Below are 12,141 nucleotides of genomic sequence, written 5' to 3' on the forward strand. Positions count from 1 at the left end.
CGTCCCGCCCGCGGGGGGCCACGTCCGCTCCCTCGGTGTCGGGCGCTAGCTCGACGAACACCGCGGGGCGGGCAATCGCGGCGGGGCCCGCGTTGCCCAGCCGGGTCTTGCCCGTCCCGCCGGGGCCGGTCAGCGTCACCAGCCGCGAGCGGTCCAGCTGCCCGAGCACGTGCCGGAGGTCGCCTTCGCGGCCGATGAAGCTGGTGAGCTGCGCGGGAAGCGGCGCGGTCGTCTTGGCGGGCGGCGTCTCGCCCCGCAGCACGGCCAGATGTGCGGCGGCGAGATCGGGGCCGGGGTCGGCGCCGAGCTCGTCGGCCAGTACCCGGCGGGCCTCCTCGAACGCGGTGAGCGCGTCGGCCTGACGGCCCGCGGCGTGCAACGCGCGGATCAGCAGCGCGCGTGGCCGTTCCCGCAGTGGTTCCTCGTCGATGACCTCGCGGAGCTCGGCGAGGACGTCTTCGTGTCTCCCGAGCTTGAGTTCGGCCTCGGCCCGGTCTTCGATCGCCGACGTCTTCAGCTCGTTCAGCCTCGTGACCTGCGGATCGCGGAACGGCGCGTCGGTGATGTCCGCGAAGGCCGGGCCACGCCAGAGCCCGAGGGCGTCGCGAAGCAGTTCCGCCGCCTTCGCGGAGTCTCCCGCCGCGAGAGCGCGTCGCCCCTCGGCGGCGAGCCTTTCGAACCGGTGGACGTCGACGTCGTCGCGGTCGACGACGAGGCGGTAGCCCGCCGGGCTGAACTCGACGGGCGCGAGCTCCTTCAGTGCGCCACGCAGCCGCGAGACCTGCGATTGCAGCGCGTTCGCCACACCATCGGGTGGTTGTTCGCCGTAGAGGCCGTCGATGAGCCGCTCCGCCGGGACGACCCGGCCCGCCTCCAGCGCGAGCAACGCGAACAGCGTCCGCACCCTGGGCCCGCCGATCGGAACGGTGGTGCCGTCGTCGCGGCGCACCTCCGTCGCCCCCAGCACGCGGAATCGCATGGGTAAAGGCTAGGCGTGGAAGCGCGGCTTCTCCATTGAGGGCGGTGGCGGGGGCATGGATGGAGTAAGGCGTTGTCGACCTGGGCGGATCCAGCCCGCCCGAACTACTCCGATCGGCGTCTATACACTTCGCCGGGTCCCCACGCAATGGGAGAGGTATGTCTGAGCACGAACCCGTGGTCCTCGGTCAGCCGACCGTCGGCGACGAAGAGCTCGCCGCGGTGGCGGAGGTGTTCCGGTCCGGCTGGCTGGCCGGTGCCGGCCCCGCGTGCCGCCGTTTCGAGGAACGCTTCGCGAAGACCGTCGGCACCGCGCACGCCCTGACCACCAGCAACTGTGGCTCGGCACTCTTCCTCGGGCTGCGTGTGCTCGGCGTGAAGCCGGGCGACGAGGTCATCGTCGGCGACTACACGTTCCCCGCCACCGGCCACGCCGTGCTCCAGGCGGGCGCGACACCGGTGTTCGCCGACATCCGCCCGGACGTGTGGAGCGCCGACCCGGCGTCGATCGAAGCGCTGATCACCCCGCGCACGGTCGGCATCCTCGCCGTCGACGTCGCCGGCCAGCCCGGTGACTTCGACGAGTACCGCGCCATCGCCGACAAGCACGGCCTGTGGCTGTTCGAGGACGCCGCCTGCGCCGCGGGCGCGACGTACAAGACCCGCCCGGCCGGCAGCCTCGCCGACCTCGCCGCGTTCTCCTTCCACGGCCGCAAGGGCATCACCGCGGGCGAAGGCGGCGCGCTGGTCTCGGACCGCGAAGACCTCATCGCGCACGCGCGCAAGCTGCACACCTACGGCATCGAGCCCGCCATCACCCGCGAGGGTTCCGGCGCGTTGCCGATCCCGGAGTTCCACGAGCTGGGCTACAACTTCCGGCTCTCGGACGTGCAGGCCGCGATCATGAACGTCCAGCTGGACCGCCTCCCGGACCTGCTCTCGGCCCGCCGTTCGGTGGCCAAGCGCTACCACGAGGCGTTCGAAAACCTGCCCGGTCTCGACGTCCCGGTGGAACTGCCGGACCGCGAACACCCGTGGCAGGCCTACATCCTCACCGTGGCCCCGGAGATCGACCGCGACGCGCTCGCGCTGCGGATCCGCGAGCAGGGCGTGCAGTGCAACTTCGGCACCTACGCCTCACATCTCCAGCCCATCTACGGCAAGAAGCAGACCTTGCCGGTTTCGGCGGACCTCTTCGCCCGTCATCTCGCCATCCCGATGCACGCCAACCTCACCGATGCCCAGGTCGACCGGGTCATCGGGACCGTCAGCGCCGCACTGCCGAGCTAGGAGAGAAATGCCCGACAAGAAGGTCCTCTTCACCGGGGGCGGCGGTTTCATCGCCGCGCACGTCATCCCCATGCTGATCGAAGGCGGCTACACCGTTCGCGTCTTCGACAACATGACGCGTGGTGACCGCGCCCGGATCAACGAGTTCGTCGCCACCGGCAAGGTCGAACTGGTCGAGAAGGACGTGCGCTACGGCGGCGCCGTGCGTGAGGCCATGCGCGGCTGCACCCACGTCATCCACTTCGCCACCGTGTCGATCAACAAGTCGGTCGCGGACCCGCACGAGTCCATCGACATCAACATGGTCGGCAACCACAACGTCTTCGCCGCCGCGGCGGACGAAGGTGTCGAGCGGCTCGTGTTCGCCTCGACCGCGTCCGTGTACGGCGACCCGAAGCGGCTGCCGATGCACGAGGACGACGAGCTCAAGCCGCTCACGCCGTACTGCATCTCGAAGCGCGCGGGCGAGGACATGCTCGGCTTCTACGAGCGCACCAAGGGCCTGTCCTGGAACGCGCTGCGGTTCTTCAACGTGTACGGCCCCGGCCAGAAGATCGAGGCCTACTACACGTCGGTGATCAACCACTTCATCCAGCGCCTGCGCGCAGGCCAGCCGCCGATCATCGACGGCCGCGGCGACCAGTCGATGGACTTCGTGCACGTCACCGACCTGGCCCGCGCCGTCGTCGCGGCGCTGGAATCGGAGCAGGCGAACCTGCCGATCAACATCGGCACCGGTATCGACACGTCCATCGCGACGCTGGCGAAGATCCTCATCGACGCCGTCGGCGTCAACGTCGAGCCGCTGTTCAACGAACGCGACGTGCTCGTTTCGCGGCGTGCCGCCGACATCACCCGTGCGCGCGAGGTCCTCGGCTGGGAGCCGAAGATCTCCGTGGAAGAGGGCATGTACGAACTGGTGAAGGCTTCGGAGGGATGACCGCCGGGCCAGGGGAGAGCCGCCCCATGCGTATCGCCGTGGTGAACAACTTCTTCCCGCCGAGGGTGGGCGGAAGCGCGCACATGGCGGCTTCCCTGGCCGAGCAGTACGCGGCGCGCGGGCACGAGGTGCTCGCGATCACCGCCGCGTACGCCGACGCCCCGGCCGACGAGACGAAGGACGGCTACCGCGTCGTCCGTCTGCCCGCGGTGAAGATGCCGCAGCTGGGCCTGTCGATCGACTTCGACATGAGCTTCGCCTCGCTGCGGCCGGGGAACTGGCGACGGCTGCGGAAACTGCTGGACGAGTTCAAGCCCGACGCGATCCACCTGCACGGGCAGTTCTTCGACCTGTCGTGGCTGGCCGGACGGTACGCGCGGCGGCACAAGCTGCCGATGCTGCTGACCATCCACACGCTGCTGATCAGCGACAACAAGCTGTACGGCGGCGTCTTCCGGTTCCTGGACACCGTGCTGGTGAACCCGATCCTGCGCTATCTCAAGCCGCGGTACGTCATCCTCGACAAGCTCGGCGTCGACTACTGCGTCGAGCGCTACGGCACGAGCGACGCGAACTCGGATTACTTCCCGATCGCCGTCGACACGGGGAACTTCGAGAAGCCGCTGACGAAGGATGTGCGTGCCGAGCACAAGCTGGGCGACGGTCCGGTGATCGTCTCGCTCGGGCACGTGATCCCGCTGCGCAACCGGCTCCCGCTCGTCGAAGCGCTGCCGTCCATTTTGGACAAACACCCCGGCGTGAAGGTGGTCGTCGTCGGCCGCGTGTATCACGACGTCTTCCTGAAGCGGGCGGAAGAACTCGGGGTCGCGGACGCCATCATCGTCACCGGCGCCGTGCCGAAGGCCGATGTGCCCTCGTATTTCGCGGCGGCCGACATCGTCACGCACGACCTCAACGGCGGCTGCGGCACCGCGTCGCTGGAGGCGATGCTCTCGGGCACCGCGACCATCGCGTCGGTCACCGAGGACAACTACCCCGGCATCGAGCTGCGCAACGGCGAGAACATCCTGCTCGTGCGCCCGGACGACAGCGAGGCGGTGGCGAACACCGTCATCGAACTGCTCGACGACCCGGAGAAGCGGGCTTTGGTGGCACAGCGGGAAAGCGCGATGGTGCGGGCCAACTTCGGCCTCGACGTCGTCGCCGAAGAACACCTGCGTACCTTCGAGAAACTGGTGACCGAGGCCGATGTTCTTCGATGACGAGCGCAGCAACCGGCTGCGCCCGCAGATCCTGACCGAACTCGTTTCGCAGTACATGAACGACGCCGAGCGCGCCCGTTTCTACGGCCTGCCGGAATCGACGAGGGTCCGCGAACGCGTCAAGATCATCAGCCCGGAGAACCTGAAGATCGGCGAACACTGCTGGATCGGCGAAGGCGCGGCGCTCGACGCGAGCGGCGGGCTGGAGATCGGCGAGCACACCAGCATCGGCCTGAACACGCTGATCTTCACCCATTCCAGCTGGCTCGCGAACATGACGCTGCAGAACCACTCCGGCAGCGACCTCATCGAACGCAAACCCGTGAAAATCGGCAAAGGCTGCTTCATCGGCGGCCTCGTGGTGATCATGGCCGGCGTCACGATCGGCGATTTCGCCACCGTGCAGCCGAATTCCGTGGTCGCCAAGGACGTCCCGCCGCGCAGCCTGGTGGCGGGCAACCCGGCCAGGGTGTTCCAGAAGTACGACGACGAGTACATCCAGTCCGAAGTGGAGCGTGTGCGCGCCGAGAACGCGCGGCGGCGGGCGCTGGCGGAGGAGCGCGGGGACACCCCTGGAGCTTGGGGTGCCCCGGCGGGCGATTTCACGGAGTAGCCTTCAGCCCACGCAGCGCGTGCGGCTCCGCAAGAGCGCGATCGTCCACCACTGTGTCGAGTGATGAAATCCGGCTCGATTCCGCAGTACGCTCGATGCCGATGACTCAGGTGACTCTCGACGACTGGGCGGCTATGCCGCGGAACCGGGACGAAGTAAGTCACGGCGTCCTTCTCGCGGCGCCGCTCCTGGACACCCGGCACCAACAGGCGGTCACGCGACTGGCGTACTGGCTGGACGAGCGCCTTCCCGATCTGGTCGCCCTCGCCGGAGTCGAACTGTTGCTCGCCGAGGAACCGTTGACGATTCGTGTACCGGATGTCCTCGTCACGAGTTCGACCGACCTGAATGTCCGCAGGATCTCGCCGTCGGACGTGCGGCTGGTCGTCGAGGTGCTCTCAGAGGGAACCGTCCGCACCGACCGGGTCACCAAGTTCTCCGAGTACGCCGAAGTCGGCATCGAGCACTACTGGATCGTCGACCTCGACGATCCGGCGAGCATGACCACCTACCGCCTGATCGACGGCGAGTACGAGAACTTCGGCGAGCACACCGGCAAGGTGAGCCTCGACTTCGACGGAACCCCGCTCACGCTCGACCTCGACGCGCTGACCACTCGCCACGCGCAGCGCCCCTGATCTTGGTCATACCGGCGAGTGGGGAGGATTCCGGACACTGAACGTCCGAAATCCTCCCCGCTCGCCGTCATCGGCTCCACCTCTGCCCACTCGCGACCGGAAACCACCCCCGGCTACTAGGCTCGGACGGGGAGTTCCCCGGGTGAGAAGGGTGTCAGATGAGGTTCAAGCGGTTCGGCGCGTCGTTGCTGGTCACCGGGTTGGTCCTGCTGGGCGCCGCGTCCCCGGCGCTGGCCCACTCGGAGCTGAAGAGCAGTGACCCGGCGAGGGGCGCTTCGCTCGCGACGCCGCCGACGCAGATCAAGCTGACCTTCTCGGGCCCGGTCACCCTCGCCGACGACAACCCGATCCAGATCACCGGCCCCGAGAACGCGTCGTGGACGGTCGGCCGCGCGGAGGTCGCCGGATCGGTCGTCATGGCGCCGGTCCAGGCCGTCGGGCCAGCGGGGGAGTACACCCTCCGCTACAAGGTGACCTTCGAGGACACGCACGCCGCGAGCGGCTCGGTGAAGTTCAACCTCAGCGCCCCGGCGGCGGCCCCGAGCAGCCAGAGCCTGCCGAGCAGCCAGGCCCAGGCCCCCGCCCCGGCGAGTAGCGCAGACCCGGCACCGCAAGCCCCGGAGGATCTGGTGCCGTCCTGGGTCTGGATCGTCCTCGCGGTGGCCGTGGTCGTGGCGGGGATCGTCGTCGCGCTCCGGTTCACTCGCCGGAAGAACTGAGTCTCCGGTCCGGAATGAATCGTCCTTGAACCGGCGATGAACCGGTTCCTGTCAGCGTGGGGTGCTCCAACCAGCTGAAAGGACGGTTGGCATGACGGGAAACGCACCCCGAGTCGTGGGACAGGTACTGACAGGTGCCGCGTTCACGGTCTTCTTCGGCCTGGTGGCCGCGGGCACGGCGACAGCCGATCCGTGCACGAGGCTCGCGAGTACCGGCGGCGGTTGCACGCCGGACGGCGGCGCCAAGAAGTCGGAGGGCAGGGCGGAGTTTCGCCCCGCGCCTCCGAAGCAGGAGAAGAAGGCGCCGGCGAAGAAGCGGGTCACCCACGTCCGGCCGGACAAGGACGACAAGAAACCCCAGAAGAAGGATCGCGACGACGACAAGGAGGAAAGGAAGAAGGACGACCGCAAGGATCGCGACAAGGACGACGAGAAGCGCGACAAGAAGGACCGCGACAAGCGCGACGACAACGATCGCGACAAGGACGACGAGAAGCGCGACAAGAAGGACCGCGACAAGCGCGACGACAAGGATCGCGACAAGGACGACGACAAACCCGACAAGAAAGACCGCGACAAGAAGGACGAGAAGCGCGACGACAAGAAAGACCGCGACAACGACAAGAAGGACGACAAGAAAGACCGCGACGACCATAAGAAGCGCGACGACAAGAAGGACCGCAAGGACCGCGACAAGGCCGAAGCCGACGACGACCGAGCCGACGACAACCCGGTCCGCCGCGAGCCCAAGCCAGAGCCCGGGCCCGAACCCGCGGCAGAGCCCGAGCCCGCGGCAGAGCCAAAGCCAGAACCCGCGATCCAGCCGGTCCGCGCCGCCACGGTGGCCCCGACGGTCCGCCCGGTGACGGCGACCTCGGTCCCGACCGTCAAACCGGTGAGCCTGAAGAAGCAGGCGCCGCCGCCGTGGGGCGGCTACGACATCGTCGCCCCGTCCTGGTGCAACGACGGCTGCAAGATGGCCATGAAGTACCTCGAACCCGTCGTCAAGGCGTTCAACGACGCGATCACCCCGGACAGCACCGAACTGAAGGTCGAAGGCTTCGACGGCAAGGGGAAGATCTTCTCGATCGAAGGCCACCGGTTCTATGCGCAGGGAACCTGGTATCTCCCGGACGGGACCGCCGGCGGCGAATACAGCGTCGGTGTGGACGGGAAGCTCGAACTGAAGTTCTCGAAGATGCTGATCCCGGAGTTCGAGGCCTCCGCGCTGCTGGGAGCGAAGATCTCGGGCCCGGAACACGAGGCGGACCTTGGGCCGTTGCTGACCAAGGTCAAACCCGAGGTGTCGGTCGGAGTCGGGGCGAAGCTCGGTGCGGGCTTCGCGCGCGGCGACGACGGCAAGATCCGGTTCAAGGCCGAGGGCGGGCTCACCGGGCCGATCGGGCTCAGTTCCGGTTTCGCGGTCGAGCCCAAAGACGATGTCCTGAGGCATCTGGGACCGAGGTAGCCTTCCTTTCGTTGACGGCCGAGGCAACCTTTCAGGTGGTCAACCGTCGAACGGAGATGAGGACCAGGGTGGCTCGCGGCGATGACGAGTTCGTCGAGTTCGTGCGGAACTCGGCGACTCGTCTTCAGCATGCGGCCTACCTGCTCACCAGCGACCGTCATCAGGCCGAGGACGCCGCCCAGACGGCGCTCGCCAAAACGTACGCGGCCTGGTCGCGCGTACGCCGCAAGGACGCCTACGCCTACGCGCGGCAGGTCCTGGTCAACCACGTCATCGACGGCTGGCGGCGGCCGATCCGCGAGAAACCCACGGAGGACATCCCCGAGCAGCCGAGTGGCATGGACGTCGCCGGAGCCGTCGTCGAGCGGAAATGGCTGCTTGACGCGTTGCGTACGCTCACAGACCGGGAAAGGGCCGTCGTGGTGCTCAGGCACTTCTTCGATCTGAAGGAATCCGACGTGGCCGGCGAACTGGGTGTCTCGATCGGCACCGTGAAGAGCACCAATTCCCGCGCCCTGAGCAAGCTGCGGATCACCGCGGAGGACGGAACGGAACTGATCGGGGGGCTGGGCCGATGACCGACCTCGAGACGCTGCGTTCGGCCTTGCGGGAACCGCCCGCCGAGGGGTTCGCCGAGCCCGACCTCGGCGCGATCATGACCAAGGGCAGGCGTATCCGCCGTCGTCGCCGTCTCGCGACCGGCGCGGGCGGGGTCGCCGCCACCGTGGTGACGGTGCTGGTCATCGTCGGCGCGGTCGCGCTGAGGGAGCCCGCCCGGCAGCCGCTTCCGCCCGCCGCGAGCGCGCCCGTCGCGTCCGCCCCGGCTCCGGCACCGGCGAGCCCGTCGATCATCGAGGCTCCGTCAGCGTCGCCGCTCGGTGACGTGATCCCGCTCGGCTTGAAGGGCGAAGGCGGCCGCGAGCTGGTGATATACGCGTCCGAGATCGACGAGCCGTCGATGCCGGACGTCCGGTTCGGCCTTCAGATCGCGTACCGGAACCCGGCGGGCGGGTACGAGGCGCTCCTGTCCGCCAACGAATTCAAGGGATCCGACCGGTCGTTCGGTTTCCACGCCGTGGACGGCGGGGACCTGGTCCGGGGCACGTTCGTGCCGGTGTTCGGCTACTTCTCCGGTCCGGCGGTGCGGGTCACCAGCACCGTCCGAGGGAAACCGGTCGAGGCCAAGGTGATCCCCTGGAGCGAGGACCCGTCGGTCATGATCTTCTGGTTCGACGGAGACCAGGTGGAGTCGCCGTACGTGCTGACCCCCCTCGTCGCGTACGACGCGAAGGGCCAGCGCCTCACCAAATGATCAGGCCGCGGCCTGCGTCAGCACCTGGTCGACGACTGCGTGCGACGGCAGGATCAGGTCCCGCTCGACGTCGGCGTCGACCTTGCCTTCGAGCAGGTCGACGAACCGGTCCAGCTGCGTCGCGAGCGGCTCGCGCGCGGTGACCAGTTCCGGGATCTCGATGACGGTCTGCTGCCGGTAGCCGAGGCCGTCCTCGGTGACCGAGTCGTGCGAGACGTGCCGGTAGATGGTGACGTCGCGGCGGAGCAGGTCGATCTCGATCATGCGGTCCAGTTCGGACACCCACAGCGAGCGGACCTTGCGCTGGCCGAGCCGGGACGCCGAAACCGTGGCGAGCCCGGACTCGAACGACAGCACCGTCTCGATGGTGTCCTCGGCGCCTTCGACCGAGCTCGGGTGGAAGTAGCCGGCGCCGGAGGCGACCCGCTGCGGGGTCGCGCCGCCGAAGAACTGGATCGCCAGGTCGACGTCGTGCACCAGGAGGTCCCACGCGACACCGGTCTTGATACGCGGCGCGTACGGGCCGTGGCGGCGGGCCATCAGGTGGATCGGCTCGTTGACCAGCGCCCGCGCCGTCATCACGGCCGGGTTGTAGCGCTCCAGGAGCCCGCACATCAGCGGGATGTCCTTCTTCGCCGACAGCCCGACGATCTCCTGCGAGAATTCGAGGCTGTTGCACACCGGCTTCTCGACCAGCATCGGCTTGCCCTGGCCCAGGATCTCCTGCGCCAGCTCGTAATGCGCCTCGGTGGCCGAAGCGAGCACGACGGCGTCCACATCGGACAGTGAGCCGATTTCGGGCGTCCACTGGGTTTCGTAGCGTTCGGCGACCTTGCGGCCCGCCTCTTCGCGCGGGTCGATCACGCGGACGAGGTCCACGCGCTCGTTCGCGGCGAGCACACGGGCGTGCAGCGAGCCCATGTTCCCGGTGCCGATGAGGGCGATCTTGTGGGTGGTCATGCGCCGAGTACCTCGCGAACCGTTTCGATGATGGTGTCCAGGTCGGACTCGGAAAGGTGCGGGTGCACCGGCAGGGAAAGCGCCTGCGCGGCGACGGAAGCGGCCACCGGGAAGTCCTCGACCTTGGCGTCGGGGATCAGCGGGTTGTTCCGGTAGCAGTCGTAGTCGAAGACGATCTTCGGGTAGTAGATCCCGTTGCCGATACCCCGCTCGGTGAGCGCGGCGGCGAGCTCGTCACGCGAGAGGAAGGCGTGCGGACCGACCAGCACGGTGTACTGGTGCCACACGTGTTCGCGGCCGGGCAGCACCTGCGGGATGTCGAGACCCGGGGTGCCGGCGAGGCCTTCGGAAAGGCGCTTCGCGTTGGCCTGGCGGGCGGCGGTGAGCTGGTCCAGCTTCTCCAGCTGCGGGATGCCGACGGCGGCGTGCAGATCGGTCATCCGGTAGTTGTGCCCGGCGACCTCGTACTGGTACCGGGCGCGCATGCCCTGGTTGCGCAGCACCCGCAGGCTGTCGGCCAGCTTGTCGTCGTCCGTGGTGATCACGCCGCCCTCGGCGGTGGTCACGTTCTTGGTGGCGTACAAGGAGAAGCAGCCGATCCCGAAGGAGCCCGACGGCTTGCCCTGGAACGACGCGCCGACGGCCTGCGCGGAGTCTTCGATGATCTTGAGACCGTGCTCGGCGGCCAGCGGCGCGAGCTTGCCCATGTCCGCGGTCTGCCCGTAGAGGTGCACGGGCATGAGGACCTTGGTGCGGTCGGTGATCGCGGCGGCGACGGCGTCCGGGTCGATCGCGAAGTCGTCGCGCCGGATGTCGGCGAAGCGGACGGTCGCGCCGGCTTCCAGGATCGCGTTCAGCGTGGCCACGAAGGTGAACGGCGAGGTGACGACCTCGTCGCCCGGCTTCAGGTCGAGCGCCTGGATGGCGGCGACCAGCGCGGTGGTGCCGTTGTTGACGGCGATCGCGTGCTTCGTGCCGGAAACGCTCGCGAACGCGTCCTCGAAGCGCTTGACCATCGGTCCCTGTGCGATGGCGCCGGATCGCAGCACCTCGACGACGAGGTCCTCCGCGTCACGGACGTCGACCACGGTAATGGGGATCATCTGCAAGTCTCTCTCGACTGGGCGTTCTGGTGCGTCCGGTACAGTGAGCCGCCGGTTCTGCGCCCGGCCGCCCCCTCTGGCGCGGGCCACACGTTACCGGGACCGCCGAAGCGCCCATTACCCCAGGCTGCCTCCAGCCACAACGAACGGATCTTCACGTGGTGAACCGCATCCACCCGACAGCAGTCATCGGCGAGGGTGTCGAGCTCGGCGACGACAACGTCATCGGACCGTTCACGGTCATCGTGGGCCCCACCCGGATCGGGGACGGCAACTGGATCGGCCCGCACGTGACCATCGGGACCCCTGGTGAGGACCGGGGGCGCGAGCACCCCGCCGCCTGGGAGACCGCGCCGAACGGTGATCCCGATCACGACGGCCACGGCGTCGTCATCGGCAGCCGGAACCGGATCCGCGAGTACGTCAGCGTCCACCAGGGCACCTGGCGCACGACCACCATCGGTGACGGCGGCTACTTCCTCCGCGGCTCCCACATCGCGCACGACTGCCTGGTCGAGGACGCCGTCACGGTCGCCTCGAACGTCATCACCGGCGGCCACTGCCACATCTGGTCCGGGGCGAACCTTGGCATGGGCGCGATCCTGCACCAGCGGGTCGTGGTCGGCCCCGGCGCGATGGTCGGGATGAGCTCGGCGGTCCGCAAGGAGGTGGGCGCGTTCACCATCGCCGTCGGCAACCCCGCGCGGGTGACCGGCGTCAATACGGTGGGGCTGTCCCGCCGCGGCCTGGACGAGGCCGCCATCGAGGCGCTGGGACCGTGGCTGAAGGGTAAGGCCGGTCTCCCTGAGGACGGGCTGGCCGACCGGCTGCCCGGAGACCTCTCTACCTTGGTGAAGGCGTGGGACGCCCGTCCACGCGACGAGCACTAGGAGTCAG

At 68.4% G+C, this 12,141-nt stretch carries 13 protein-coding genes; 10 read left to right on the top strand and 3 right to left on the bottom strand.

Annotated features, from left to right (window positions below):
• Nucleotides 1-979: BTAD domain-containing putative transcriptional regulator (locus ACFWIW_RS02665; RefSeq protein WP_378366779.1), on the bottom strand; the 979-nt coding region annotated here is incomplete at its 3' end.
• A 158-nt stretch (nucleotides 980-1,137) separates the two neighbouring features.
• On the opposite strand from ACFWIW_RS02665, the gene ACFWIW_RS02670 reads away from it, so the two are divergent.
• The 9 genes from ACFWIW_RS02670 (at nucleotide 1,138) to ACFWIW_RS02710 (ending at nucleotide 9,181) form a co-directional block, all read left to right on the top strand.
• The gene (locus tag ACFWIW_RS02670; RefSeq protein ID WP_063275930.1) at nucleotides 1,138-2,268 is read left to right on the top strand and encodes a DegT/DnrJ/EryC1/StrS aminotransferase family protein; all 1,131 of its coding nucleotides are present in this window, start codon (nucleotides 1,138-1,140) and stop codon (nucleotides 2,266-2,268) included.
• Nucleotides 2,269-2,275: 7 nt separating this feature from the next.
• Entirely contained in the window at nucleotides 2,276-3,208 is a 933-nt protein-coding gene (locus ACFWIW_RS02675) for an NAD-dependent epimerase/dehydratase family protein (protein ID WP_378366780.1), read from the top strand.
• Between the two features lie 26 nt (nucleotides 3,209-3,234).
• Nucleotides 3,235-4,431, top strand: coding sequence for a glycosyltransferase family 4 protein (locus tag ACFWIW_RS02680; RefSeq protein WP_378366781.1), 1,197 nt, complete (start codon nucleotides 3,235-3,237; stop codon nucleotides 4,429-4,431).
• Nucleotides 4,418-5,044 carry an acyltransferase gene (locus tag ACFWIW_RS02685; RefSeq protein ID WP_378366782.1) on the top strand — a complete coding sequence of 209 codons (627 nt, stop codon included), beginning with the start codon at nucleotides 4,418-4,420 and terminating at the stop codon, nucleotides 5,042-5,044. Before ACFWIW_RS02680 ends, ACFWIW_RS02685 begins: the two co-directional genes overlap by 14 nt.
• Nucleotides 5,045-5,145: 101 nt before the next feature.
• Nucleotides 5,146-5,682, top strand: a complete 537-nt coding sequence (locus ACFWIW_RS02690) for a Uma2 family endonuclease (RefSeq protein WP_378366783.1) — start codon at nucleotides 5,146-5,148, stop codon at nucleotides 5,680-5,682.
• A gap of 158 nt (nucleotides 5,683-5,840) precedes the next feature.
• The gene (locus tag ACFWIW_RS02695; protein ID WP_378366784.1) at nucleotides 5,841-6,401 is read left to right on the top strand and encodes a copper resistance protein CopC; all 561 of its coding nucleotides are present in this window, start codon (nucleotides 5,841-5,843) and stop codon (nucleotides 6,399-6,401) included.
• A gap of 91 nt (nucleotides 6,402-6,492) precedes the next feature.
• Entirely contained in the window at nucleotides 6,493-7,869 is a 1,377-nt protein-coding gene (locus tag ACFWIW_RS02700) for a hypothetical protein (RefSeq protein WP_378366785.1), read from the top strand.
• 68 nt (nucleotides 7,870-7,937) lie between these two features.
• Nucleotides 7,938-8,447, top strand: a complete 510-nt coding sequence (locus ACFWIW_RS02705) for a SigE family RNA polymerase sigma factor (protein WP_378366786.1) — start codon at nucleotides 7,938-7,940, stop codon at nucleotides 8,445-8,447.
• Nucleotides 8,444-9,181 (top strand): hypothetical protein, encoded by a 738-nt coding sequence (locus ACFWIW_RS02710; protein WP_378366787.1) that lies wholly within the window; start codon nucleotides 8,444-8,446, stop codon nucleotides 9,179-9,181. The genes ACFWIW_RS02705 and ACFWIW_RS02710 overlap by 4 nt, the downstream gene beginning before the upstream one ends.
• On the opposite strand, the gene ACFWIW_RS02715 is transcribed toward ACFWIW_RS02710, so the two are convergent.
• Both ACFWIW_RS02715 and ACFWIW_RS02720 read right to left on the bottom strand, forming a co-directional pair.
• Entirely contained in the window at nucleotides 9,182-10,141 is a 960-nt protein-coding gene (locus ACFWIW_RS02715) for a Gfo/Idh/MocA family protein (protein WP_240596193.1), read from the bottom strand. It abuts the gene before it with no gap.
• On the bottom strand, nucleotides 10,138-11,244 hold the full coding sequence (locus tag ACFWIW_RS02720; protein ID WP_038507491.1) for a DegT/DnrJ/EryC1/StrS aminotransferase family protein: 1,107 nt from the start codon (nucleotides 11,242-11,244) through the stop codon (nucleotides 10,138-10,140). The genes ACFWIW_RS02715 and ACFWIW_RS02720 overlap by 4 nt, the downstream gene beginning before the upstream one ends.
• A 158-nt stretch (nucleotides 11,245-11,402) precedes the next feature.
• On the opposite strand from ACFWIW_RS02720, the gene ACFWIW_RS02725 reads away from it, so the two are divergent.
• The gene (locus ACFWIW_RS02725; protein ID WP_378366788.1) at nucleotides 11,403-12,134 is read left to right on the top strand and encodes a UDP-N-acetylglucosamine acyltransferase; all 732 of its coding nucleotides are present in this window, start codon (nucleotides 11,403-11,405) and stop codon (nucleotides 12,132-12,134) included.
• The last annotated feature ends 7 nt before the right edge of the window (nucleotides 12,135-12,141 follow it).

The sequence above is a fragment of the Amycolatopsis sp. NPDC058340 genome, from assembly GCF_042723975.1.
Taxonomy (GTDB): Bacteria; Actinomycetota; Actinomycetes; order Mycobacteriales; family Pseudonocardiaceae; genus Amycolatopsis.